The following is a 25,618-nucleotide window of genomic DNA, read 5'->3' as shown; positions in this document are numbered from 1 at the left end:
AGCCGACCATCCTCGCCGACGTGCCCAAGAGCGCCAAGGTGTCCAAGGAAGAGACCTTCGGCCCGCTGGCGCCGCTGTTCCGCTTCAAGGACGAGGCCGAGGTCATCGAGCTGGCCAACGACACCGAATTCGGCCTGGCCTCCTACTTCTATGCCCGCGACCTGTCCCGCGTGTTCCGCGTGGCCGAGGCGCTGGAGTACGGCATGGTCGGGATCAACACCGGCCTGATCTCCAACGAAGTCGCCCCCTTCGGCGGCGTCAAGGCTTCGGGCCTGGGCCGTGAAGGCTCCAAGTACGGCATCGAGGACTACCTCGAGATCAAGTACCTCTGCCTGGGCGTCTGATCCCGCTTTCGGCTGGATCTGTTGGGCTTCGCTGCGCTCAACCCAACCTACGCACTTCCGTAGGTTGGGTTGAGACGGCTCCATCGTCGAAGCCCAATAGAGCCACCCCCTTCAAAGCTTTCCCCCGGCGCGGACGCCGGGCCGTTGGCAGTCGATCATCGTATGCTGCCCGGAATCCGGTCCGCGCCTTTCCCGTAGCCGGCCGCCACGATGAGCGGCCATCGAGGACTGCAATGAGCCACACCAATGATTCCCTGATGCACCGCCGCAGTGCCGCTGTCGCCCGTGGCGTCGGCCAGACCCACCCGATCTTCGTCGCCCGCGCGGAGAACGCCAAGGTCTGGGACGTCGAGGGCAACGAGTTCCTGGACTTCGCCGGCGGCATCGCCGTGCTCAACACCGGCCACCTGCATCCGCGCGTGGTGGCGGCCGTACAGGAGCAGCTGACCAAGGTCTCCCACACCTGCTTCCAGGTGCTGGCCTACGAGCCCTATGTCGAGGTGTGCGAAAAGCTCAACGAACTGGTGCCGGGCAACTTCCCGAAAAAGACCGCGCTGTTCAACTCCGGCTCCGAAGCTGTGGAGAACGCCGTCAAGATCGCCCGCGCCGCCACCCAGCGCGCCGGCGTCATCGCCTTCTCCAGCGCCTACCACGGCCGCACCATGATGACCCTGTCGCTGACCGGCAAGGTCGCGCCCTATTCGGCCGGCATGGGCCTGATGCCCGGCGGCGTTTATCGCGCGCTCTTCCCCTGCGAACTGCACGGCATCAGCGTCGATGACGCCATCGCCAGCGTCGAGCGCATCTTCAAGAACGATGCCGCCCCCGGCGACATCGCCGCCATCATCCTCGAGCCGGTGCAGGGCGAGGGCGGCTTCTATGCCGCGCCCAAGGCATTCATGCAACGCCTGCGCACCCTGTGCGACACCCACGGCATCCTGCTGATCGCCGATGAAGTCCAGTCCGGCGCCGGCCGGACCGGCACCTTCTTCGCCATGGAGCAGATGGGCGTCGACGCCGATCTGGTGACCTTCGCCAAGTCCATCGCCGGCGGCTTCCCGCTGTCGGGCGTGACCGGTCGCGCCACGGTGATGGATGCCGTCACCCCCGGTGGTCTGGGCGGCACCTACGCTGGCAGCCCCATCGCCTGCGCCGCGGCCCTGGCGGTGATCGAGACCTTCGAGGAAGAGAACCTGCTGGACCGCTCCAAGGCCGTGGGCGAACGCCTCACTGCCGGTCTGCGCGAACTGGCCGCCAAGCACGCGCAGATCTGCGACGTCCGTGGCCTGGGTGCCATGATCGCCATGGAGCTGGGCAAGGGCGGCGACATCGAGCAGCCCGATGCCGAGCTGACCAGCCAGATCGTGGTCCGGGCGCGCCAGAAAGGCCTGATCCTGCTGAGCTGCGGCAGCTACGGCAACGTGCTGCGCATCCTGGTGCCGCTGACCGCCAGCGACGAAGAGCTGGATCGCGGCTTGGCCATTATCGGCGAGTGTTTTGCCGAATTGGCCTGAGTCCTGCCTAAACCGCCCTTGTAGAGGGCGGTTTTTTTGTGACACGCTTGGCACAAACCTCGCTTTGCCGCATCATCCGCCGCTTCGCTTTCCTCAAGCAGGAGTGGGTTGGGATGCCGCCCCTGATACTCATCGTCGACGCCAACCCCTGGACCCGTGACCTGCTCAAGTCGCTGGTGCTGGCCGTGCGCGCCGATGCCGTGGTCCATGAATACGGCCATGGCTATCAGGCCCTCGCCGAACTGGATCAGCGCAAGAGATGCGCCCTGATCATCGTCGAGCGACCGGCCGACTGCGACGGCCTCGACCTGCTGCGGCGCATTCGCCAGCGCGGCGCCCAGCCGCTGCAGCCGGTGATTCTGTTGTCCGACCATTCCGATGCCGCCTATGTGCGCGCCGCCCTGCGCCTGGCGCCAACGGCCTATCTGGTCAAACCCTATGCGGCGGAAGAGGTGTTGCGCCGTCTGCGCAGTCTGTTGCCGCCGGCCGGGGACGCCGCTCAGGCAGCCAGTGCCGCGGCCCTGGGCTCGCTGGACGATCATCTGCAGCGCATGGCCGCCGAAATCGACGCCGTGCCGCTGTTCGCCGATCTGCCCGCCATCATCCAGCGCTGCCGCGAGAGCGAAAGCTGCAGCCTGGGCGAACTGGAAACCGAATTCGGCCAGGATCCGCTGGTCACGGCGACCCTGATCGCCGCGGCCAACAGCGCCTCCCAGCGCGTCGGCCAGTCCTGCCAGACCCTCAGCCAGGCCCTGCCGCGGCTGGGCGTCGGCTTCACCCTCAATCTGGTCCTGGGCCTGAGCCTGCGGCGGGCGACCCGCCTGGCCGACCCGCTGCTGGCCGGACGCGCCGAAGGCTATCTGCACCTCGCCCAGCGCGCCGCCGATTGCGCCCGGCTGCTGGCGCTGCGCTATGTGCGCGAAGACGCCGAACGTTGCTATACCGCCGGCCTGCTGCACCGCCTGGGTGAACTGGCCGTGCTGCAGGGCGTGCAGCGCTGGTGCGATGGGGGTGGGGCCATCGACGAGGCCACGCTGGAGCGCGCGCTGCTGAGCTACAGCCTGGAATTCTCCGCGGAATTGCAGCGGCACTGGCGATTGCCGCTAGAGTTGCGCGAGCTGGTGGCCGCGGTGCACAGCCTGCACGGCGTGTTGCCCAAGCCGTCGCTGATCCTGCACCTGGCGGCGCAGGCGGCGAATCCCGCCCCGGGCGAGTCCGTCGAAGCCCTGCTGGAGCACAAGGCCGGGCGCATGCTGGGACTGGAGGCGGCGGTCTGGCAGCTGGCCGTCACCCAGCTCAAACTGAGCTAGCGCCCGGTGTCAGGGCGATAGCCCAGGCGCAGTCCACCCCAGTGCCGGCCATTCACCAGGATCGGCACCGAAAGGTCGTGCATCACCTCGCCGGTGTCTCTCATGTAGGTCTGCAACAGCAGGCGGCGCTGATGGCTGCCGCAGCGCTTGCCGGTGCGGTCGCTGAACAGGCGCTTGCTGCGACTGCGCGCGGTATCCACCGCCACGTCGCCGGTGGGCGCATGGGCGAAGGCACGGTTGTGGGTGGGCACATAGCCTTCCGGGGTACAGGCGATGGCAAAGACCAGACCGGGATGCTGATCCAGCAGCGGCTCCTGGATCGCCGGTAGCACGCCATCGGTATAGCTGTCGAAGCGGGTGCGGTACTTGGCCGGCTGACTGCCGGGCACCGGTTGGTACTGGCGGTCGAAGAGGGCCTCCTGGGTGATGCGCCCGGCGGCCAGGTCTTCCTCGAAGCGCCGGCTGATGGCATCCGCGCCCTGGCGCGCCAGTTCGAAGATGCGCTGGTGATAGCCGTCCAGGCCGACCTCGGCCAGGCGTTCGCTGCTGGCTTCGGCCATGTCCACCAGTTCGTCGGCGGCGCTGCTGAGTCGGCTGGTCTGGCGCTCGCTGGCGGCCAGATCGCTGTGCACCTGCTCCACCGCCTGGGCCAGGCTTTCCAGCTGGGCGAGATTGGCCGAGGTGCCCTGGGCGATGTCCGCGGCCTGGCGCTCGGCGGTCTGCGCCAGCTGGGCGATCTCCTGCAGGCCTTCGCCGGTGCGTTCGACCTGGCGCACGCCGTCTTCCAGCGCCTGGGCCAGTTCCTGGATCTGTGCCACCACGGCGTCGGTCTGCTGGCTGATGTCGGCGACGATCAGCCCCACCTCGCCGGTCGCGCTGGAGGTCCGCGCCGCCAGGCCCCTGACCTCGTCGGCGACCACCGCGAAACCGCGCCCGTGCTCGCCGGCCCGGGCGGCCTCGATGGCGGCATTGAGCGCCAGCAGGTTGGTCTGGCTGGCGATGCCCTGGATGACCTCGGTGACCTGCTGGATCTTGTCGGTGCGGGCACTCAGGCCAGCGATCAGTTCGCGGCTCTGGCGGGCGTGCTCGCTGAGGGCGCGGATAGCGGCGATCGCCGTACTCAGGGCATCCTGGCCGGCCTCGCTGCGCTGGTGGACCTGTTGCGCCACCGCCAGGGCCTGGCGGGCGCTGTCGGCGCTGTCGTGCTCGGTCTGAGTGAGCGCGGAAGCGCTACTGGAAATCTGCGCGGCCGTGCTGGCCTGGGACTGGACTCGAGCCGCCAGTTGCTGGGCGGCAAAAGCCACCCCGGCGATGGCCACGGCGTTGCGCGCCGTGCTGCGCGAGAGATCGCCGGTCAGCTCATCGAAGGACTGGATGGGAGCGGGGGGGGCCGCGGGCTTGCGCAGCAGCAACCAGGGCCAGAGGGCGGCCATCAGGACCAGTCCAATGCCTACAGTGGTAGGCAGTGCCAGCCCCTGCCAGAACAGCAAGGCCGCCACGAGGACGGCCAGGTGAAGCGACAACACGACGAGCCAGCGCCTGGGCATGCGACCTCCTTGTTATTCTGCTCGATCTAATACGAAGTGTGACGGCTGTCAGCTTCGTCGATCATGGAGCCGGCTTTCCGGAGGTTGCAACCGCTGTCTGGTCCCGGCGGCTACGACTTTGGTCTTAGCCGCCTGTGGCGGATCAGGGCGTACGCGGCAGGAAATGCAGCGGCGCACCCCGTTGCAGCCCGGCCAGCACCGGGTGGTCCTTGACCAGCTCCACCTCGATCACCTCGCTCTGCTCCGGCACCCTCAGGGTGACCCGGGTGGTGGCGCCCAGCGGTCGGATGTCGCGCACTTCGGCGGCGTGATAACCCGCTCGCGGCTCACGCTCCAGCTCCACCTCGTGCGGGCGGAACAGCACCTCCTGCTCGCCCAGGGCCAGGCGATTGGAATCGCCGAGGAAGTGATAGACGAAGTCGCTCGCCGGCTGCTCGTAGACCTCGCCGGGCGAGCCGACCTGTTCGATCTGGCCCTTGTTCATCACCACGATGCGGTCGGCCACCTCCATGGCTTCTTCCTGGTCGTGGGTGACGAACACCGAGGTCAGGTGGATCTCTTCGTGCAGCCGTGCCAGCCAGCGCCGCAGCTCCTTGCGCACCTTGGCATCCAGGGCGCCGAAGGGTTCGTCGAGCAGCAGGATCTTGGGCTCCACCGCCAGGGCGCGGGCCAGGGCGATGCGCTGGCGCTGACCGCCGGAAAGTTGCTCGGGATAGCGGTCGGCCAGCCAGTCGAGCTGCACCATGTTCAGCAGTTCGTGCACCTTGCTGGCGATCTGCGCCTCGCTCGGCCGTTCGCGGCGCGGTTTCATGCGCAGGCCGAAGGCCACGTTGTCGAACACCGTCATGTGGCGGAACAGCGCGTAGTGCTGGAAGACGAAGCCGACGTTGCGATCGCGCACGTCACGCCCGGAGACGTCCTCGCCATGGAAGCCGATGTTGCCGGTGTCCGGCGCTTCCAGGCCGGCGATGATACGCAGCAGGGTGGTCTTGCCGCAGCCCGAGGGGCCGAGCAGGGCGACCAGCTCGCCACTCTCGATGTGCAGGTTGATGTCCTTGAGCGCCTGGAAGGCGCCAAACCTCTTGTTGATGCCCTGGATCTCGATACTCATGGCGCCTTATTCCTCGTCACGGTGCTGCAGTTGGCGGCTCAGGCGACTCTCGCTCCACTGCCGCAGCAGCAGGATCACCAGGGCCATCATCAGCAGCAGGATCGCCACGCTGAAGGCGGCGACGATGTTGTATTCGTTGTAGAGAATCTCGATGTGCAGCGGCAGGGTGTTGGTCAGACCGCGGATATGGCCGGAGACCACCGACACCGCGCCGAACTCGCCCATGGCCCGGGCGGTACAGAGCACCACGCCATAGATCAGCGCCCATTTCACATTGGGCAGGGTCACGTGCCAGAACAGTTGCCAGCCGCTGGCGCCCAGCAGGCGCGCCGCCTCTTCCTCCTGGGTGCCCTGTTCCTGCATCAGCGGGATCAGTTCGCGGGCCACATAGGGAAAGGTGACGAAGATGGTCGCCAGCACGATGCCGGGCACGGCGAAGACGATCTGTACGTTTACGCTTTGCAGGTAGGGCCCCATCAGCCCCTGGGCACCGAACAGCAACACATAGATGAGACCGGCGATCACCGGCGAAACCGAGAAGGGCAGGTCGATCAGGGTGATCAGCAGACTCTTGCCGGTGAATTCGAACTTGGTGACGCACCAGGCCGCGGCCAGGCCGAAGGCCAGGTTCAGGGGCACCGAGATGGCGGTGGCGAACAGCGTCAGCTTGAGCGCCGAGAGCGCATCCGGTTCGCTGATGGCGTCCCAGAAGGCACCGATGCCGTTGGCCAGGCCCTGGCTCAGCACCATGTACAGCGGCAGCACCAGGACCAGCAGGAAGATCAGCCAGGCGCTGGCGATCAGCGCGATGGCCACCGGGGTGCGCTGCTTGTTGGCGCGCGCATCGGCCTTGGTGGAAGTCATGAGGCTCATGCGGACGTCCTTAGATGTTGGGCTGGATGCGGCGCTGCAGGATGTTGATCAGCAGCAGCATGACAAAGGACACCAGCAGCATGAACACGCCGATGCCGGTGGCGCCGGTGTAGTCGTACTGGTCCAGCTTGGAGACGATGAGCAGCGGCAGGATCTCGGTCTTGAACGGGATGTTGCCGGCGATGAACACCACCGAACCGTACTCGCCCACGCCGCGGGCGAAAGCCAGGGCGAAGCCGGTCAGCCAGGCCGGCAGCAGGGTCGGCACCAGCACATAGCGAAACACCTGCCAGGGGCGCGCGCCCAGGCAGGTGGCGGCTTCCTCGATCTCCTTGGGGATGTCCGCCAGCACCGGCTGCAGGGTGCGCACCACGAACGGCAGGGTGACGAAGATCAGCGCCAGGGTGATGCCGATCGGGGTATAGGCGATCTTGAAGGGAAACAGCGAACCGATCAGGCCGTTGGGCGCATAGAGGGCGGTCAGGGCGATGCCGGCAACCGCGGTGGGCAGAGCGAAGGGCAGGTCGACCATGGCATCGATCAGCTTGCGCCCGGGAAACTCGTAGCGCACCAGCACCCAGGCCAGCAGGGTGCCGAGGATGCCGTTGACGAAGGCGGCGAGCAGGGCCGTGCCAAAGGACAGCTGCAGCGCGGCCAGCACCTGGCGCCCGGTGATCAGCGACCAGAACTGCCCAAGGGTCAGCTGGCTGGCGTGGAGGAACATGGCGCCCAGCGGGATCAGCACGATCAGCGCGAGGTAGGTCAGGGAAAATCCCAGGGTCAACCCGAAGCCGGGTATGACCGGGGAGAGACGGCGAGACATGAGACGTCCTTCTGCAAGGCGCCCCGGCGATGCATTCGCCAGGGCGCAGAGGGGTGGAACGATACCTGTTCCGGGCCGGTCAGCGTGAGCCGTCCCGGCCAGGGCGCTATTTGTTGATGTCGGCGAAGATCTTGTCGAACACTCCGCCGTCGGCGAAGTACTTGGGCTGCGCCTCTTTCCAGCCGCCGAATTCCTGGTCGATGGTCACCAGCTTGACCGGCTTGAACTGATCCTTGAATTCCGCCGCCACCTTGGCATCGCGGGGACGATAGAAGTTCTGCGCGGCGATGCGCTGGCCCTCGGGGCTGTAGAGATACTGCAAATAGGCCTCGGCCTGTTTGCGGGTACCCTTCTTGTCGACCACCTTGTCCACCACCGCCACCGGGGGCTCGGCCAGGATCGACAGCGACGGGGTGACGATCTCCAGCTGATCGCCGCCTTCTTCCTTGAGCGACAGATAGGCTTCGTTTTCCCAGGCGATCAGCACGTCGCCCAGTTGACGCTGCACGAAGCTGATGGTGGCGCCGCGCGCGCCGGTGTCCAGCACCGGGGCGTGGCGATAGAGCTCGGTGACGAACTTGAGCGCCTCGGCATCGCTGCCGTACTTGGCCTTGGCATAGGCCCAGGCGGCGAGGAAGTTCCAGCGGGCGCCGCCAGAGGTCTTGGGATTGGGGGTGATGACCTGGACGTCCTTCTTCACCAGGTCGTCCCAGTCCTTGATGCCCTTGGGATTACCCTTGCGCACCAGGAAGACGATGGTCGAGGTGTAGGGGGTGCTGTTGTCCGCCAGACGCTTCTGCCAGTTGGGATCGACCAGCTGCTGGTGCAGATTGAGGGCGTCGATGTCGCCGGACAGCGCCAGGGTCACCACATCCGCCTGCAGGCCATCGATCACCGAGCGCGCCTGCTTGCCGGAGCCGCCATGGGAATTCTTGATGGTCACGTCTTCGCCGGTCTCGGCCTTCCAGTGCTTGGCGAAGGCGGCGTTGTACTGCTGGTAGAGCTCGCGGGTCGGATCGTAGGAGACGTTGAGCAATTCAACGGCGTGGACCTGGGTGGCGAACAGGGCACCGGCCAGCGCGGCCAGGGCGAAACGGCGAATCGACATGAAAAGGCTCCTTTACGTGAGAAAGCCGGACACCGTCTGGCGGGCACCTTGCCCGCTCGTCCGCTGACCTCGAGAACTCAATGCTTGTTGGTGTGGCCGCTCTGGGGCCGGAATTTTTCCTTGCGCTCGATCTGCACCACCTGCCCGTTGTGCACGGTGATCTCGATGGCGCCGAACCTGAGTCCGCGCAAAGCCTGCTGGATATCGCGGAGCAGTGCGCTTTCGTCCTGGTTTTCCAGGCTGCGGAACGGAACGGAGCTCATGGGATGGCGTCCTCGGAAGCAGAGATGGGCGAAGAGGTAGGCCATCTTAGGATGCCGATCTTTATTTCTTAAAATTGCTAATAATGCTTTGTTTATTCACTTTTAGAATTAGCAGTCTGTGAAGGACACGTTGTGTAGCAAAAGGGAGGGCTGGATTTATCGCCCGCCCCGGCAATAATGCGCGAACGCCTGTTCACTGAACTTTCCGTGACAGTTGCACTACACAACCCGCGCGAGGTCCTCTGCGTCCATGAGCTACAACGGCCTGCTCGACCTGTCGGTCTGGCAACTGGTGGTGGTCACCCTGCTGCTGACCCACCTGACCATTGTCAGTGTCACCGTCTACCTGCATCGCTACTCCGCCCACCGCTCGCTGGAGCTGCATCCCGCGCTCAAGCACGCCTTCCGCTTCTGGCTGTGGCTGACCACGGCAATGAACACCCGCGAGTGGACCGCCATCCACCGTAAGCACCACGCCAAGTGCGAAACCGAAGAGGACCCCCACAGTCCGGTGCACAAAGGCCTGGCCACCGTGGTCCGGCGCGGCGCCGAGCTGTACAAGGCGGAGGCCAACAACGCCGACACCCTGCGCATCTATGGCAAGAACTGCCCGGACGACTGGATCGAGCGCAAGCTCTATTCCAATCCGCGCACCCGTAATATGGGCGTGGTGCTGATGCTGCTGATCGACATCGCCCTGTTCGGCGCCCTGGGTCTCACGGTCTGGGCGGTGCAGATGGTCTGGATTCCCTTCTGGGCCGCGGGCGTGGTCAATGGCCTGGGCCATGCCGTGGGCTATCGCAACTTCGAATGCCGCGACGCCGCCACCAACCTCATCCCCTGGGGCATCGTCATCGGTGGCGAAGAGCTGCACAACAATCACCACACCTATCCCAATTCGGCCAAGCTGTCGGTCAAGCGCTGGGAATTCGACATGGGCTGGGCCTGGATCAAGCTGTTCACCTGGCTGCACCTGGCCAAGGTCAATCGCGTCGCACCGATCGCCCATCGCATCGAAGGGAAGGGGCAACTGGACATGGACACCGCCATGGCCATCCTCAACAACCGCTTCCAGATCATGGCCCAGTATCGCAAGCAGGTGATCGGCCCGCTGCTGCGGCAGGAGCGGGGCAGCGCCGCGCCCTCCCAGCGCCCGTTGTTCCGCCGTGCCCGCGGGTTGCTGGCCCGCGAGACCAGCCTGCTCAAGGCGCGTCACCAGGTGCGCATCGACGAATTGCTCGAGCACAGCCAGGCGCTGAAGCTGATCTACGAAAAGCGCCTCGCGCTGCAGCAGATCTGGGCCCGGACCAGTGCCAATGGCCATGACATGCTGGCCGCGACCCGGCAGTGGATCGGCGAGGCCGAAGCCAGTGGTATCCAGTCCCTGCGCGAATTCGCCGAACAGCTGAAAACCTATTCCCTGCGGCCGGCCGGAACCGCCTGAGAAAGGCTTCACAAAAGCCCACCGAAGCGGTGGGCTGCCCTATGCGGGGATTGAACCAGGCTGGTTTCAGCTGTCTCTAACTCCCTCAGGACCCCGCGTAGGCGCATATGTATATGGATGAACAACCCCCACTGTCTGCTCTTCCCACCCCGGAAGAGAATCTTCTGGCTCTCCTGCACTCGCGGGCCGAGGCAGATCGCCTGCGTGATCGTGAGCAGCTCTTCAGCGCCCTGCTGGAAAGCGTCAATGCCGTACTCTGGGCGCTGGATTGGCGCAACCGCCAGATCATCTATGTCAGCCCCGCCTACGAGCAGATCTTTGGTCGCTCCCAGTCGCTGGTCCTGAGCGACTACAGCACCTGGCTCAACAACATCTATCCCGACGACCTGGAATACGCTCAGCGCACCCTGGAACAGGTGATCGAGCAGGGCGCCGTGGAGTCGCGCGAGTACCGCATCATCCGCGCCGACGGGGAGATCCGCTGGCTCAGCGACAAGTGCTTCGTCAGTCAGCGCAGCGAAGCCGGCATGCCGCTGCTGGTGGTCGGCATCGCCGAAGACATCACCGACAAGAAGCGCATGGAGGAAGAGCTGCAGCGGCTCGCCACCACCGATGTGCTGACGCGCAGCAGCAACCGCAGGCATTTCTTCGAAAGTGCCCAGCGCGCCTTCGAATTCGCCCAGAACGAAGGCGAGCCTTTAGCCTTCCTGCTGCTCGACATCGACGACTTCAAGAAGATCAACGACCGCTTCGGTCACCAGATGGGTGATCAAGTGTTACAGCGTGTTGCCGAATGCGGTGCCCAGACCACGCGCCGGGGCGATCTGTTCGGCCGTATCGGGGGCGAGGAATTCGCCCTGCTGCTGCCGGGTTGCGACAGCGACCTGGCACTGCAAATCGGCGGACGCCTGCAACGGGCCGTGCGGCAACTGGCGGTGCCCACGGCCGAGGGGCCGCTGAAGGTCACCATCAGTCAGGGCGTCACCGTCCTGCGCGAGGGCGACGAGTCCCTCGACACCCTTTATGTCCGGGCGGACGAAGCCATGTACCGGGCCAAGCGCCAGGGCAAGGACCAGATCGTCCAGGGCTGAAGTCCCCTGCCAGGCGGCTCGGCGATATCCGGGGTAGCCTGGCCGCCGATTCTGTCAGCTGTGCGCGCTGCGGCTCCGCTGTCCTGCCAGTCGGGTGGCTTCCTGGCCTCTCCAATGTTGACGCCATCGTCTCCCTTGATTCGCTGACCTCTCACTTCAGCGTGCCGCCATTGCCTGGCCTGCAGGCTGAAAAGGGCCACCGCGCCGATTGGAAAGACTTTTGTTGCAAGGCAGGCGGCGCCCAGTCAGCACCGAAAGCGCTCGACTCCTGCGGAAATCGGCTGGCAGGTCAGTTGCAAAAAATTACAAGTCCTTGAAGAAGAACGGAATTCATTTGGATTCAGGGCTCGCGGGCCAAGAGTAGCTGGCCGAAAGGCTATTAAAAATTCTTCGAAAGGTCCGTCCTAGAGCGTCGCGGCGCTGGGTTGGAAGGGCTGGTTTCCCAGCAAAAGGCAAACCTTTCCCAGGGGGTGGGCAGCGCAGGTTCCCTCGGGTCATGACCGAACAGTCAGAGCGGAAGACCACAGGGCGGGTTTTCAACCAGGTATCGCTAGACGAAATGCTTTTTTGCAATTAGCTTTCGCAACGTGGAAGACGGTGGCAGGGACCCTGTGCTGGAGGTCGCAACTTAAAAGTCGACCAGGCCCGGGATAATTCTCCAAATTGAAACAAAAGCCCTCTAGCTTTCCCTTCCGCACGGCCCGTCGGGCATACCACCAGCAGGCGCTGACACCTCTGGTGGCTGCATAACAACGATTCACCCCTGGAGCACACATGGTCAAGAAGCCACTGGTGGTCGCGGTCTCCGCGGCCTGTCTGAACCTGTCCGTCATTGCCGCTGCCAACGCTGCCGGCTTCATCGAGGACAGCAAAGCAACCCTCAGCCTGCGCAACTTCTATTACAACAACGACAACCGCAACGAGGCTTCCTATGCTGCACGGAACCCCTCCAAGGTTGAGGAGTGGGGTCAGGGCTTCCTGCTGAACTATCAGTCGGGCTTCACCCAGGGCACCGTGGGTTTCGGCGTTGACGCCATCGGCATGCTGGGCCTGCGCCTCGACGGCAGCGGCCATGCCGGTCGTGCCACCAACTCCAATCAGCCGGGCACCATGTTCCCGCGCGAGACCGACAACAGCTCCGTTGATGAATTCTCCAGCGTTGGCGCGACCGCCAAGATGAAGATTTCCGAGACCGAATTCCGCTACGGCACCCTGATGCCCAAGCTGCCGGTCGTGGTCTTCAACGACGGGCGTCTGCTGCCGCAGACCTACCAAGGCGCCCAGGTGACGTCCAAGGACATCAAGAACCTGACCCTGACTGGCGGCCAGCTGCAGAGCGCCAAGAACCGTAACTCCACCGATCAGGACCAACTGTCCATCGCGGGGTCCAACAGCGGTTCCACTGCGCGTGACAGCAACAAGTTCAACTTCATCGGCGGTGACTACAAGGTCACCAAAGACCTGACCCTGCAGTACTACTTCGGTCAGCTGGAAGACTTCTACAACCAGCACTTCCTGGGCCTGACCCATGCGGTCAAGCTGGGCGACGGTACCTTCAAGACCGACCTGCGCTACTTCAACAGCAAGGGCGACGGCAACAACAAGGACGCCGACACCCAGGCTGCCCTGTACGGCGCCAGCGGCTACTACGGCGGCACCCGTACCCGTGGCGAAGTGGACAACCGTCTCTACAGCGGCCTGTTCACCTACTCCATCTACGGTCACACCCTGGGCCTGGGCTACCAGAGCACCAGCGGCGACAGCAACTTCCCGTATCTGAACCAGGCGGGCGGTGCTTCGACCTACACCATCACCGATATTCAGATCAACAACTTCACCCGTTCGGGCGAAGACACCTGGCAAGCTCGCTACTCCTACGACTTCGGTCAGCTGGGCGCCAAGGGCCTGACTGCCGGCGTCATCTATCAGCGTGGCGACAACATCCGCACTGCAGCGGGTGACTCCATGGAGTGGGAACGCGACCTGACCGTCAGCTACGTCATTCCGGAGGGCCAGCTGAAAGGTCTGGGCCTGACCTGGCGTAATGCGATGTACCGTACCGACCTGCCGGCCGCTACCCAGCGTGATCAGGACGAAAACCGTCTGATCCTCAGCTACACCCTGCCGCTGCTCTAAGTCGCGCTCAGGTCAAGAAAAAGCCCGTCGCGAGACGGGCTTTTTCGTTTCCGCCGGAAATTAGCGACCGGTCGGCTGCTGCTGGGTGATGCAGTGGATGTTGCCACCGCCCAGCAGGATCTCGCGCCCGGGGACCTGCACCACCTCGTGCTCCGGGAAACAGGCCTGCAGGGTGCGCAGCGCCTCGGCATCCTCGGGAACGCCAAAGGTCGGGGCGATGATGCCACCGTTGACGATCAGGAAGTTGACGTAGGACGCGGCCAGCCGCTCGCCGGCCCGGCGTGGCTGGGTGCCAAGGCAGGCATCCACGTCACGGCATTCCTCTTCGCTGGCGAACAGCGGGCCCGGCGTGACGATCCGATGCACCTTGAAGGTGCGGCCGCGGGCATCGGTTTCGCGTTCCAGCACGGCCAGCGCCTCACGGCAGCGGCTGTAGTTGGGATCGGCCTGGTCGTCGCACCAGCTCAGCAGCACCTCACCCGGACGCACGTAGCAGCAGAAGTTGTCCACGTGGCCGTTGGTCTCGTCGTTGTAGAGACCGTGGGGCAGCCAGATGACCTTGTCCACCGCCAGATAGTCGCTCAGGTAGCGCTCAATCGTCTCGCGATCCAGGTGCGGATTGCGATTGGCGTTGAGCAGACATTCCTCGGTGGTGATCAGGGTGCCTTCGCCGTCGACGTGGATGGAGCCACCTTCAAGGACGAAGTCCGGGGTGCGATAGCCCGGCAGGCTCTCGATCGCCAGGATCTTGCCGGCCACCTGGTCATCGCGCTGCCAGGGGAAATAGAGACCGCCATCCAGGCCACCCCAGGCGTTGAAGCTCCAGTCCACCCCGCGCACGCCGCCCTGGCCATCGCTGACGAAGGTCGGGCCGGTGTCGCGGCACCAGGCGTCGTCATTGCTGATTTCCACCACGCGGATATGCGGGTGCTGCAAGCGGGCACGGGCATTCTCGTATTGCTGCGCCGAGGCGCCGACGGTGACCGGCTCGAAGCGGGCGATGGCCTGGGCGACGGCAGTGAAGGCGGCCTGGGCGGGCTTGCCGCCCAGGCGCCAGTTGTCCGGGCGCTCGGGCCAGATCATCCAGATCTGGCGCTGGTCGGCCCATTCAGCCGGCATGTGGAAGCCGTCGGCACGCGGCGTGGTGAGGGTGGTCATGGCGAGGCTCTCCGTCCAGAGTCGTCGTGGGCTGATAAGGGAAAGATCGAAAGGGCGCCACCGGCGTGAACACGCGCAGGGCGCCAGCAGTACCGCCGGACAGCCTGCCGACCGGTGCGGGACCGGTCGGCAGGCTGGCGCTTACACGGTGTGCAGGTACCAGTTGTACTCGAGGTCGGAGATGGAGTGCTCGAACTCCTCCAGCTCGTGTTCCTTGCAGGCGACGAAGATGTCGATGTACTTCGGATCGATGTACTCCGCCATCACCGAGCTGTCGTCCAGATAGCGCAAGGCATCGCGCAGGTTGTTCGGCAGGCTCTGCTCGTGCTGCTCGTAGGAGTTGCCCTCAGTGACCGGGCCGGGCTCGATCTGCCGGGTCAGGCCATGGTGCACGCCGGCCAGGACGCCGGCCAGCAGCAGGTAGGGGTTGGCATCGGCACCAGCCACCCGATGCTCGATGCGGTGCGCCTCGGGCGTGCCGGTGGGGACGCGCAGGGCGGTGGTGCGGTTGTCCAGGCCCCAGCTCGGCGCATTGGGCACGAAGAACTGCGAGCCGAAGCGGCGATAGCTGTTCACATTGGGGCAGAGGAAGGCCATGCAGGCGGGTAGGGTCTCGAGCACACCGCCGATGGCATGACGCAATGCGGCGTTCTGCTCGGGATCCTCGCCGGCGAAGATGTTGCGGCCTTCCTTGTCCAGCAGGGAGATATGCACGTGCAGGCCGTTGCCCGCCTGGCCCGGGTAGGGCTTGGCCATGAAGGTGGTGTCCATCTCATGGTCGTAGGCGACGTTCTTGATCAGGCGCTTGAGCAGCACGGCGTAGTCGCAGGCCTTGATCGGATCGGCGACGTGATTGAGGTTGACCTCGAATTGCGCCGGAGCCGATTCGGCGACGATGGCGTCGGCCGGAATGCCCTGGGCGCGGGCGCCGTCGATGATGTCCTGCAGGCAGTCCGCGTATTCGTCCAGGTCGTCCATGGAGTAGACCTGGACCGACTGGGGACGCTTGCCGGAAATGGGCGAACGCGGCGGTTGCGGGCGGCCGTTGATGTTCTCCTGATCGATCAGATAGAACTCCAGCTCGAAGGCGGCGCACACCGTGAGTCCGAGCGCGTCGAAACGCTGGACGACCTGGCGCAGGACCTCGCGGGGGTCGGCGAAGAAGGGCTCGCCTTCCATCTCGTGCATGGTCATCAGCAGCTGCGCGGTGGGGCGCTTCTGCCAGGGCTCCATGGAGAGGGTGTCGGTGATGGGGAAGCAGACGCGGTCGGCGTCGCCGATGTCGAGGCCGAGACCGGTGCTTTCGACGGTGGAGCCGGTGATGTCGAGGGCAAACAGCGAAGCGGGGAGGTTGATTCCTTTCTCGAAGACTTTGGGCAGATTGTTGCGCTCGATGCGTTTGCCACGCACCACGCCATTCATATCCGCAATCAGAAGATCGACGAACTGGACCTCAGGGTGTTCCCTGAGGAAGTCGGTCGCTTCATCCAAACGAACGGCACGCGGGGGTACCGACATGATGAAACACCTTTGCTTTTGGCTGCGCTCGACAAAACGGTTAGCGCCTGATGCGCCTGTTTGCCCAGTGGGCCAACCGCAGTGAGGGCACGAGTGCCCGCTGTCGATCCGACAGCGACCTGAGAGTACGGTCTCGCCTGCGCTCCGACGCTTTGTCAGCGCCCCTGTTAAAAATATCAATCAGCGGAGTTACCACCCTGGAGTCAATCCGAAAGGCGGACCAAAGTCAACTGGAGGCAGCCCTGCTCGGAGGTGGTGCGCAGGCGCCTGTTTTTGGCGCATTTAGTCGGGTTGAAACGCCTCTGTTTCGCCACTTCTGTGCAGAATCTCGAAACTTTTTGCCGGTGGTTGTGAAAAATAACGAACAAGACTAGGCTCGGATGATTCCTGTTCAACTCGGTGCCCCATGTCCGCGCTGCCCCTCATAGGTGTCACAGCCTGTACCAGGCAACTAGGCCTGCATCCCTTTCACATCGCTGGCGACAAGTATCTGCGCGCGGTGGTGGAGGGCGCCGAGGGCATGCCGTTGGTGATCCCGGCCCTGGCCGACCTCATCGCCACCGAGGCTCTGCTCGAGCGCCTGGACGGTCTGCTGTTCACCGGTTCGCCCTCCAACGTCGAGCCCCATCACTACCAGGGCACACCCAGCGCGCCCGGCACCCTGCATGACGCGGCCCGCGATGCGGTGACCCTGCCGCTGTTGCGCGCCGCCGTGGCGGCGGGCGTGCCGGTGCTAGGCATCTGCCGCGGCTTCCAGGAAATGAACGTGGCCTTTGGCGGCAGCCTGCACCAGAAGGTGCACGAGGTCGACTCCCTCATGGATCACCGCGAACGCGGCGAGACCCTGGAGGAACAGTATGGCCTGCACCATCCCGTCGAGATCCGGCCGGGTGGCCTGTTCGAGGCCCTCGGCCTGCCAGCGCGCTTCGAGGTGAATTCCATCCATGGCCAGGGTATCGATCGCCTGGCACCGGGATTGCGCGCCGAGGCGCTGGCGCCCGATGGCCTGATCGAGGCCGTCTCGGTCCGCGAGGCCCGTGCCTTCGCCTGTGGCGTGCAGTGGCACCCGGAATGGAAGGTGCGCAGTCACCCGGTCTATCTCGCCTTGTTCAAGGCGTTCGGCAAGGCCTGCAAGGCGCGCGCTGCCGAGCGCTGATGCTGTTCACCCCGCTCGAACCTTCGAGGTCTTTATGAGCACCCCGCTTGACCGGCTCACCGCCTGGTTGAAAGAACGCAAGATCACTGAAGTGGAATGCCTGGTCGCCGATCTGACCGGCATCGCCCGCGGCAAGATTTCCCCCACCGCCAAGTTTCTCAACGAAAAGGGCATGCGCCTGCCGGAGAGCGTGCTCCTGCAGAGCGTGACCGGGGACTATGTCGACGACGACATCTACTACGAGTTGCTCGACCCGGCCGACATCGACATGCACTGTCGCCCGGACGATCGCGCGGTGTTCCTGGTGCCCTGGGCCCTGGAGCCCACCGCCCTGGTGATCCACGACACCTACGACAAGCGTGGCATCCCCATCGAGCTGTCGCCGCGCAACCTGCTCAAGAAGGTGCTCAAGCTCTATGCCGAGCACGGCTGGCAGCCCATCGTCGCGCCGGAGATGGAGTTCTACCTGACCAAGCGCAGCGACGATCCCGACTATCCGCTGCAGCCGCCGGTAGGCCGCTCCGGGCGCCAGGAAACCGGGCGCCAGTCCTTTTCCATCGATGCGGCCAACGAATTCGATCCGCTGTTCGAAGACATGTACGACTGGTGCGAGGCCCAGGAACTGGATCTGGATACCCTGATCCACGAGGAAGGCACCGCGCAGATGGAGATCAACTTCCGTCACGGCGATCCGCTGCACTTGGCCGACCAGATCTTCGTCTTCAAGCGCACCCTGCGCGAGGCGGCGCTCAAGCACAACGTCACCGCCACCTTCATGGCCAAGCCCATGACCGGCGAGCCGGGCAGCGCCATGCACCTGCACCAGAGCGTGGTGAATCTCAAGACCGGCAAGACGGTGTTTTCCAACCCCGATGGCAGCATGAGCGAACTCTTCCTGCACCACATCGGTGGTCTGCAGAAGTACATTCCCGAGGCGCTGCCACTGTTCGCGCCCAACGTGAATTCCTTCCGCCGCTTCCTGCCCGACACCTCGGCGCCGGTCAACGTGGAGTGGGGTGAAGAGAACCGTACCGTGGGGCTGCGGGTACCGGATTCCGATCCGCAGAATCGCCGGGTGGAGAATCGCCTGGCGGGCGCCGATGCCAACCCCTACCTGGCCCTGGCGGCCAGCCTGCTGTGCGGCTACCTGGGCATGATCGAGAACGTCTCGCCCAGCGCGCCGGTGCAGGGGCGTGGCTACGAGCGCCGCAACCTGCGTCTGCCGCTGACCCTGGAAGCCGCCCTGGAACGCATGGAGCAGTCGGCCACCCTGGAACGCTATCTGGGGAGTCGTTTCACCCGCGGCTACGTCGCGGTGAAGCGCGCCGAACACGAGAACTACAAGCGCGTGATCAGTTCCTGGGAGCGGGAATTCCTGCTGCTCAGCGTCTGACCGCGATCCGAGGAGAGGCTTCGTGAATACCTTTACCACCGCCCATTGGCAGGACCTGAGTCGCCGGCATCTGCTGGCGCCCTTCACCGACTATCGCCAGCTCAACGAAAAGGGCGCCCGCATCATCACTCGCGCCGAGGGCGTGCACCTTTGGGACAGCGAGGGTCAGCGCATCCTCGACGGCATGGCCGGACTCTGGTGCGTCAACGTCGGCTACGGCCGGGAAGAACTGGTCGAGGCGGCCAGCCGCCAGATGCGCGAACTGCCCTACTACAACCTGTTCTTCCAGACCGCCCACCCGCCAGCGCTGGAGCTGGCCAAGGCCATCGCCGAGCTGGCGCCGGAGGGCATGAACCACGTGTTCTTCACCGGTTCCGGTTCGGAGGCCAACGACACCGTGCTGCGCCTGGTGCGCCATTACTGGGCGACCAAGGGCCAGCCGGAGAAGCGCGTGGTCATCGGGCGCTGGAACGGTTACCACGGTTCGACCCTGGCCGGGGCCAGCCTGGGCGGCATGGCGGCGATGCACGAGCAGGGCGGTCTGCTGCCCGACATCGTGCACATCCCGCAGCCCTACTGGTTCGGTGAAGGCGGCGAGATGAGTCCGGAGGAATTCGGTATCTGGGCGGCCGATCAGCTGGAGCGGAAGATCCTCGAGGTCGGGGAAGAGCGCGTCGCCGCCTTTATCGCCGAGCCCATCCAGGGCGCCGGCGGGGTGATCGTGCCGCCGGAAAGCTACTGGCCGCGGGTACGCCAGATCCTCGAAAAGTACGACATCCTCTTCATCGCCGACGAGGTCATCTGCGGCTTCGGCCGTACCGGCGAATGGTTCGGCAGCCAGTACTACGGCAACGCTCCGGACCTCATGCCCATCGCCAAGGGGCTCACCTCCGGCTACGTGCCCATGGGCGGCGTGGTGGTGCGCGACGAGGTGGTCAGGGTGCTCGACGAGGGCGGCGAGTTCTATCACGGCTTCACCTATTCCGGGCATCCGGTAGCGGCCGCCGTGGCCCTGGAAAACATCCGCATCCTGCGCGACGAAGGCATCGTCGACCGGGTTCGCAGCACCACGGCACCCTATTTGCAGAAACGCTGGGCGGAGCTGGCCGACCACCCGCTGGTGGGCGAGACCCGTGGCGTCGGCATGGTGGCGGCGCTGGAGCTGGTGCGCGACAAGAAGACGCGGTCGCGGTACGAGGGTGGGGCGGGCATGCTCTGTCGCGAGCACTGCTTCCGCAATGGCCTGGTGATGCGCGCGGTGGGCGATACCATGATCATCGCGCCGCCGCTGGTGATCACGCCCGAGTCCATCGACGAGCTGGTTACCCTGGCGCGCCTGAGTCTCGATCAGACCCATGAGCTGCTGCGCCAGCGTGGCTAATGGCCGGCAAGGCTTGAGCGCGGCGGCGGACCTTGCCAGACTGCGCGCGGGCGCTGGCCGCGCACCGAATCAAAAGACCAACGATGACTTGAGGAGCACCACCGCATGAATGTTTTTGGCAAGACTCTTCTAGCGCTGAGCCTGGCCGGCCTCTTTGCCGGTAACGCCTCGGCGGACCCCAAGGTCCTGCACGTCTACAACTGGAACGACTACATTGCCGAAGACACCATCGCCAACTTCGAGAAGGAGTCGGGGATCAAGGTGGTCTATGACGTTTACGACAGCAACGAGACCCTCGAGGCCAAGCTGCTGGCCGGCCGTTCCGGCTACGACGTGGTGGTGCCGTCCAACTCCTTCCTGGCCAAGCAGATCAAGGCCGGCGTCTACCAGCCGCTGGACAAGTCCAAGTTGCCCAACTACAGCAACCTGGACCCGCAGCTGATGAAGACCCTGGAAGTCAGCGATCCGGGCAACCAGTACGCCATCCCCTACCTGTGGGGCACCATCGGCATCGGCTACAACCCGGCCAAGGTCAAGGCTGCCCTGGGCGACAATGCCCCGGTGGATTCCTGGGACTTGATCTTCAAGCCCGAGAGCCTCTCCAAGCTCAAGGGCTGTGGCGTGGCGGTGCTGGATTCGCCCACCGAGATCATTCCCGCCGGTCTGCACTACCTCGGCTACAAGCCGGATAGCCAGGATCCCAAGGAGATCAAGGCGGCCGAGGACCTGTTCCTCAAGGTGCGTCCCTACATCACCTATTTCCACAGCTCCAAGTACATCTCGGACCTGGCCAACGGCAACGTCTGCGTGGCGGTCGGCTATTCCGGCGACATCGCCCAGGCCAAGGCCCGCGCGGCCGACGCCAAGAACGGCGTGACCGTGGCCTACAACATTCCCAAGGAAGGCGCTGGCACCTTCTTCGACACCATGGCCATTCCCAAGGATGCCGAGAACCCCGAGGGGGCCCTCAAGTTCATCAACTACATCATGGAGCCCAAGGTGATCGCGGCGGTCAGCGACTACGTGCAGTATCCCAACGGCAACAAGGCGGCGACCCCGCTGGTGGCCGAAGAGATCCGCACCAACCCGGGGATCTATCCGACCCAGGAAACCATGGCCAAGCTGTACGCCTTCCCGGATCTTCCGGCCAAGACCCAGCGTCTGATGACTCGTACCTGGACCACCATCAAGTCCGGCAAGTGAGTTCTGCCGCCGCGTGCGGCTGACAGGACGGCACGCCGGAGTCACTCCGGCGTGCCGTACGTCTGTATGGACCGCTGAAAGGGTGTCGTCGCCGATGCCAACCATGAAAGGAGCCGCCCGTGCTTTCGTTGCGTAAAACCCTGCTGGCCATGACCACCCTGACCGTCATGGGAACCGCCGTCGCCGAGCCGACGGTACGCGTCTACAACTGGAGCGATTACGTCGGCGAGACCACGCTCGAGGATTTCCAGAAGGCCACCGGCATCACCCCGGTCTATGACGTCTTCGATTCCAACGAAACCCTCGAAGGCAAGCTCCTGGCCGGCCATACCGGCTATGACGTGGTGGTGCCCTCGAGCAACTTCCTGGCCAAGCAGATCAAGGCGGGCGCCTTCCAGAAACTGGACAAGAGCCAGCTGCCAAACTGGCAAAATCTCGATCCGGCATTGCTCAAGCAGCTGGAAAAGAGCGATCCGGGTAACCAATACGGCGTTCCCTACCTGTGGGGCACCAACGGCATCGGGTACAATGTCGACAAGGTCAAGGCCGCGCTGGGCACCGACAAGCTCGATTCCTGGGCCATCCTGTTCGAACCCGAGAACCTCAAGAAGCTGAGCAAGTGCGGCGTCTCTTTCATGGATTCGCCCGATGAGGTCTATCCGGCAGTCCTGCAATACCTGGGACTCGATCCCAACAGCACCAACCCCGACGACTACAAGAAGGCCGAGGCGCAGCTGCTCAAGGTGCGGCCGTACATCACCTATTTCCATTCCTCCAAGTACATCTCGGATCTGGCCAACGGCAACATCTGCGTGGCCTTCGGCTATTCCGGCGATGTCTTTCAGGCGCGTTCGCGTGCCGAGGAAGCGAAGAAGGGCGTCAACATCGGCTACGCGATTCCCAAGGAGGGCGCGAACCTCTGGTTCGACCTCCTGGCCATCCCCAAGGATGCCAAGAACGTGAAGGAGGCCCATGCCTTCATCAACTATCTGCTGCAGCCCGAGGTCATCGCCAAGGTCAGTGACTATGTCGGCTACGCCAACCCCAATCCCAAGGCGGGCGAGCTGATGAATGCCGAGCTGCGGCAGGACGAGACCGTCTATCCGCCACAGGCGGTGATGGACAAGCTGTACGTCATGAAGGAGCTGCCCCCGCAACTCCTGCGTCTGGAAACCCGCAGCTGGACGCGGGTCAAGTCCGGCAAATAACCAACGCTAAGCGGACCGGCCCGGCCGGTCCCCGATTTTCCTGGGGAGATGTACATGGCGACCGCCACCAGTGCCTTCAAGAAAGCCGCCACCGGCGACAAGAAAGCCAAGGAAGTCCTGGTCAAGATCGACCGGGTCACCAAGAAGTTCGACGAAACCGTCGCTGTCGACGACGTCTCCCTGACCATCAACAAGGGCGAGATCTTTGCCCTGCTCGGCGGCTCGGGTTCGGGCAAGTCGACCCTGCTGCGCATGCTGGCCGGTTTCGAACGGCCCAGCGAGGGGCGCATCTTCCTCGATGGCGTGGACATCACCGACATGCCGCCCTACGAGCGGCCGATCAACATGATGTTCCAGTCCTATGCGCTGTTCCCGCACATGAGCGTGGAGCAGAACATCGCCTTCGGTCTCAAGCAGGACAAGCTGCCCAGGGCCGAGATCGATGCCCGCGTGGCCGAGATGCTCAAGCTGGTGCACATGACCCAGTACGCCAAGCGCAAGCCGCACCAGCTCTCCGGTGGCCAGCGCCAGCGGGTGGCCCTGGCGCGCTCCCTGGCCAAGCGACCCAAGCTGCTGCTGCTCGACGAGCCCATGGGCGCGCTGGACAAGAAGCTGCGCTCGCAGATGCAGCTGGAGCTGGTGGAGATCATCGAGCGCGTGGGCGTGACCTGCGTGATGGTGACCCACGACCAGGAAGAGGCCATGACCATGGCCGAGCGCATCGCCATCATGCACCTGGGCTGGATCGCCCAGGTGGGCAGCCCCATGGACATCTACGAGACCCCGGCGAGCCGGCTGGTCTGCGAGTTCATCGGCAGCGTCAACATCTTCGACGGTGAGCTGACCGACGACGGCGCCGACCATGCCATCATCCAGAGTCCACAACTGGAACGGCCGATCTACATCGGTCACGGCATCAGTACCCGGGCTCAGGAAAAGCAGGTCACCTTCGCCCTGCGTCCCGAAAAGCTGCTGATGGGCACCAGCCTGCCGGCGGATCACGAGCATCCCGACTACAACTGGTGCAGCGGCACCGTGCAGGACATCGCCTACCTCGGCGGTCACTCGGTGTACTACGTGCGCCTGGCCTCCGGCCATCTGGTCCAGTGCTTCATCGCCAACGCCGAGCGCCTCGGCAAGCGACCCACCTGGGATGACGCCGTGGTGGTGTACTGGGAAGACGACAGCGGCGTGGTACTGCAAGCATGACCAGACCTCCCTTGCTCAAGCGCCTGCTCGATGGCCGCCGCCTGACCATCGGCGTGCCCTTCGTCTGGCTGTTCCTGTTCTTCCTGCTGCCGTTCCTGATCGTGCTCAAGATCAGCTTCTCGCTGGCGGACGTGGCCATCCCGCCCTACACCGAGCTGTTCAGCTACGCCGATCAGCAACTGGATATCGCGCTCAACTTCGGCAACTACCTGATTTTCGCCGACGATCCGCTGTATCTGGATGCCTATCTCGGTTCGCTGAAGATGGCCGGCATCAGCACCCTGATCTGCCTGCTGATCGGCTATCCCATGGCCTATGCCATCGCCCGGGCCAGTCGCGAGAAGCAGACGGTCCTGCTGCTGCTGATCATGATGCCGACCTGGACCGCCATCCTCATCCGCGTCTATGCCTGGATGGGGCTGCTGTCCACCAACGGCCTGATCAACAGCTTCCTGATGAACCTGGGGATCATCAGCAGTCCGCTGCAGATGCTCAACACCAACTTCGCGGTGTACCTGGGGATCGTCTATTCCTACCTGCCGTTCATGATCCTGCCGCTGTTCGCCAACCTGGTGAAGCATGACCTGACCCTGCTGGAAGCCGCCGGCGACCTGGGTGCCAGTCGCTTCACCAGCTTCTGGAAGATCACCGTGCCGCTGTCCAAGAACGGCATCGTCGCCGGCTGCATGCTGGTGTTCATTCCGGCGGTGGGCGAGTTCGTCATTCCCGAGCTGCTGGGTGGCCCGGAGACCCTGATGATCGGTCGCGTGCTCTGGCAGGAATTCTTCAACAACCGTGACTGGCCGGTGGCGTCCGCCCTGGCGGTGGTGATGCTGCTGATACTCATCGTGCCCATCGTCCTGTTCAATAGAAACCAAGCCAAGGAACTGGAGGGCAAGCTATGAGAGGCCTCAAGTTCACCAACCTGATGCTGGTGCTCGGACTGCTGTTCATCTACCTGCCGATGGTCATCCTGGTCATCTACTCCTTCAACGAGTCGCGCCTGGTGACCGTCTGGGGTGGCTGGTCGGTGAAGTGGTACGTCGGGCTGCTGGACAACAGCCAGCTGATGAGCGCCGTGTTTCGCTCCTTGGAAATCGCCTTCTACACGGCGATCTCCTCGGTGATCCTCGGGACGCTGGCGGCCTTCGTGCTGACCCGCATCCCGCGCTTCCGCGGCCGCACCGTCTTCGGGGGCATGGTCACGGCGCCGCTGGTGATGCCCGAGGTGATCACCGGTCTGTCATTGCTGCTGCTGTTCGTCTCCATGGCCCAGCTGATCGGCTGGCCGCAGGATCGCGGCGTGACCACCATCTGGATCGCCCACACCAGCTTCTGCTCGTCCTATGTGGCGGTAGTGGTGTCGGCGCGGCTGCGCGAACTGGACCTGTCCATCGAAGAGGCGGCCATGGACCTGGGCGCCCGGCCGTGGAAGGTGTTCCTGCTGATCACCATTCCCATGATCGCGCCGTCGCTGGCGGCGGGCGGCATGATGTCCTTCGCCCTGTCGCTGGACGACCTGGTGCTGGCGAGCTTCGTTTCGGGCCCCGGCTCGACCACCCTGCCGATGGAGGTGTTCTCCGCAGTGCGCCTGGGCGTGAAGCCGGAGATCAACGCCATTGCCAGCCTGATCCTGCTGGCGGTCTCGCTGTTCACCTTCTTCGCCTGGTACTTCACCCGCCGCGCCGAGAAGAAGCGGCTGCAGGGGCTGCAGGAAGCCATGGATGCCACGGCCTCGGAGATCACCCAGCGCGAGCGCGAAACGGCGACCCTCACGGCGCCGCCAGCCAGCAGCTGACGACGGGAAGAAAGGGCGGCCTCAGGGCCG

22 protein-coding genes are annotated in these 25,618 nt (G+C 64.4%); 14 read left to right on the top strand and 8 right to left on the bottom strand.

Features of this window, described 5'->3' with window-relative positions; genetic code table 11:
• The 3 genes from CFE50_RS14895 to CFE50_RS14885 all read left to right on the top strand — a co-directional run.
• A partial coding sequence (locus CFE50_RS14895; protein ID WP_286734627.1) for an aldehyde dehydrogenase family protein occupies positions 1 to 344 on the top strand: 344 nt, incomplete at its 5' end.
• Positions 345 to 577: 233 nt separating this feature from the next.
• On the top strand, positions 578 to 1,858 hold the full coding sequence (gene gabT / locus CFE50_RS14890; protein WP_241808047.1) for a 4-aminobutyrate--2-oxoglutarate transaminase: 1,281 nt from the start codon (positions 578 to 580) through the stop codon (positions 1,856 to 1,858).
• 113 nt (positions 1,859 to 1,971) lie between these two features.
• Complete coding sequence (locus tag CFE50_RS14885) at positions 1,972 to 3,168, top strand: HDOD domain-containing protein (RefSeq protein ID WP_241808048.1); 1,197 nt, start codon at positions 1,972 to 1,974, stop codon at positions 3,166 to 3,168.
• On the opposite strand, the gene CFE50_RS14880 is transcribed toward CFE50_RS14885, so the two are convergent.
• The 6 genes from CFE50_RS14880 to oscA all read right to left on the bottom strand — a co-directional run bounded on the left by CFE50_RS14880 (position 3,165) and on the right by oscA (position 8,893).
• The gene (locus CFE50_RS14880; protein ID WP_502694704.1) at positions 3,165 to 4,601 is read right to left on the bottom strand and encodes a methyl-accepting chemotaxis protein; all 1,437 of its coding nucleotides are present in this window, start codon (positions 4,599 to 4,601) and stop codon (positions 3,165 to 3,167) included. The two genes, CFE50_RS14885 and CFE50_RS14880, sit on opposite strands and share 4 nt — an antisense overlap.
• 256 nt (positions 4,602 to 4,857) lie before the next feature.
• On the bottom strand, positions 4,858 to 5,826 hold the full coding sequence (locus tag CFE50_RS14875) for a sulfate/molybdate ABC transporter ATP-binding protein (protein WP_145155173.1): 969 nt from the start codon (positions 5,824 to 5,826) through the stop codon (positions 4,858 to 4,860).
• 6 nt (positions 5,827 to 5,832) lie between these two features.
• Positions 5,833 to 6,699, bottom strand: coding sequence for a sulfate ABC transporter permease subunit CysW (cysW, locus tag CFE50_RS14870; protein WP_241808049.1), 867 nt, complete (start codon positions 6,697 to 6,699; stop codon positions 5,833 to 5,835).
• A 10-nt stretch (positions 6,700 to 6,709) separates the two neighbouring features.
• On the bottom strand, positions 6,710 to 7,522 hold the full coding sequence (gene cysT / locus CFE50_RS14865) for a sulfate ABC transporter permease subunit CysT (RefSeq protein WP_027600152.1): 813 nt from the start codon (positions 7,520 to 7,522) through the stop codon (positions 6,710 to 6,712).
• 106 nt (positions 7,523 to 7,628) lie between these two features.
• Positions 7,629 to 8,630 (bottom strand): sulfate ABC transporter substrate-binding protein, encoded by a 1,002-nt coding sequence (locus tag CFE50_RS14860; protein WP_241808050.1) that lies wholly within the window; start codon positions 8,628 to 8,630, stop codon positions 7,629 to 7,631.
• 77 nt (positions 8,631 to 8,707) lie between these two features.
• Positions 8,708 to 8,893: a sulfur starvation response protein OscA gene (oscA, locus tag CFE50_RS14855; RefSeq protein ID WP_286734619.1), complete on the bottom strand. Its 186-nt coding sequence runs from the start codon at positions 8,891 to 8,893 to the stop codon at positions 8,708 to 8,710.
• Between the two features lie 250 nt (positions 8,894 to 9,143).
• Between oscA and desA the strand changes: the two genes are divergently transcribed.
• The 3 genes from desA (at position 9,144) to CFE50_RS14840 (ending at position 13,564) form a co-directional block, all read left to right on the top strand.
• A complete protein-coding gene (gene desA, locus CFE50_RS14850; RefSeq protein WP_241808052.1) occupies positions 9,144 to 10,337 on the top strand; it encodes a delta-9 fatty acid desaturase DesA in 1,194 nt (397 codons plus the stop codon).
• A gap of 113 nt (positions 10,338 to 10,450) precedes the next feature.
• On the top strand, positions 10,451 to 11,428 hold the full coding sequence (locus CFE50_RS14845; protein ID WP_027600873.1) for a sensor domain-containing diguanylate cyclase: 978 nt from the start codon (positions 10,451 to 10,453) through the stop codon (positions 11,426 to 11,428).
• Positions 11,429 to 12,202: 774 nt separating this feature from the next.
• A complete protein-coding gene (locus CFE50_RS14840; RefSeq protein WP_241808053.1) occupies positions 12,203 to 13,564 on the top strand; it encodes an OprD family porin in 1,362 nt (453 codons plus the stop codon).
• Between the two features lie 60 nt (positions 13,565 to 13,624).
• On the opposite strand, the gene aguA is transcribed toward CFE50_RS14840, so the two are convergent.
• Both aguA and CFE50_RS14830 read right to left on the bottom strand, forming a co-directional pair.
• Entirely contained in the window at positions 13,625 to 14,722 is a 1,098-nt protein-coding gene (gene aguA / locus CFE50_RS14835; protein WP_286734615.1) for an agmatine deiminase, read from the bottom strand.
• Between the two features lie 141 nt (positions 14,723 to 14,863).
• The gene (locus CFE50_RS14830; RefSeq protein WP_241808055.1) at positions 14,864 to 16,240 is read right to left on the bottom strand and encodes a glutamine synthetase family protein; all 1,377 of its coding nucleotides are present in this window, start codon (positions 16,238 to 16,240) and stop codon (positions 14,864 to 14,866) included.
• A 406-nt stretch (positions 16,241 to 16,646) separates the two neighbouring features.
• Between CFE50_RS14830 and CFE50_RS14825 the strand changes: the two genes are divergently transcribed.
• From CFE50_RS14825 to CFE50_RS14790, 8 genes are all read left to right on the top strand, one after another.
• Positions 16,647 to 17,396 (top strand): gamma-glutamyl-gamma-aminobutyrate hydrolase family protein, encoded by a 750-nt coding sequence (locus tag CFE50_RS14825; RefSeq protein ID WP_241808056.1) that lies wholly within the window; start codon positions 16,647 to 16,649, stop codon positions 17,394 to 17,396.
• 34 nt (positions 17,397 to 17,430) lie between these two features.
• Positions 17,431 to 18,789, top strand: coding sequence for a glutamine synthetase family protein (locus CFE50_RS14820; RefSeq protein WP_241808057.1), 1,359 nt, complete (start codon positions 17,431 to 17,433; stop codon positions 18,787 to 18,789).
• A 22-nt stretch (positions 18,790 to 18,811) separates the two neighbouring features.
• Entirely contained in the window at positions 18,812 to 20,170 is a 1,359-nt protein-coding gene (locus CFE50_RS14815; RefSeq protein ID WP_241808058.1) for an aspartate aminotransferase family protein, read from the top strand.
• A gap of 105 nt (positions 20,171 to 20,275) precedes the next feature.
• A complete protein-coding gene (locus tag CFE50_RS14810) occupies positions 20,276 to 21,373 on the top strand; it encodes a polyamine ABC transporter substrate-binding protein (protein ID WP_286734613.1) in 1,098 nt (365 codons plus the stop codon).
• A 149-nt stretch (positions 21,374 to 21,522) separates the two neighbouring features.
• Complete coding sequence (locus tag CFE50_RS14805) at positions 21,523 to 22,581, top strand: polyamine ABC transporter substrate-binding protein (protein WP_169853377.1); 1,059 nt, start codon at positions 21,523 to 21,525, stop codon at positions 22,579 to 22,581.
• A gap of 54 nt (positions 22,582 to 22,635) precedes the next feature.
• Entirely contained in the window at positions 22,636 to 23,790 is a 1,155-nt protein-coding gene (gene potA / locus CFE50_RS14800; protein ID WP_241808059.1) for a polyamine ABC transporter ATP-binding protein, read from the top strand.
• Positions 23,787 to 24,695 (top strand): ABC transporter permease subunit, encoded by a 909-nt coding sequence (locus CFE50_RS14795; RefSeq protein ID WP_286734611.1) that lies wholly within the window; start codon positions 23,787 to 23,789, stop codon positions 24,693 to 24,695. Before potA ends, CFE50_RS14795 begins: the two co-directional genes overlap by 4 nt.
• Complete coding sequence (locus CFE50_RS14790; RefSeq protein WP_027600164.1) at positions 24,692 to 25,588, top strand: ABC transporter permease subunit; 897 nt, start codon at positions 24,692 to 24,694, stop codon at positions 25,586 to 25,588. Before CFE50_RS14795 ends, CFE50_RS14790 begins: the two co-directional genes overlap by 4 nt.
• The last annotated feature ends 30 nt before the right edge of the window (positions 25,589 to 25,618 follow it).

This window comes from Pseudomonas sp. PGPPP4 (assembly GCF_002256045.1).
In the GTDB taxonomy this organism is placed as follows: domain Bacteria; phylum Pseudomonadota; class Gammaproteobacteria; order Pseudomonadales; family Pseudomonadaceae; genus Chryseomonas; species Chryseomonas oryzihabitans.
The sequence above is the reverse complement of the archived record's forward strand: the minus strand, read 5'-3'. Positions and strand labels throughout refer to the sequence as shown.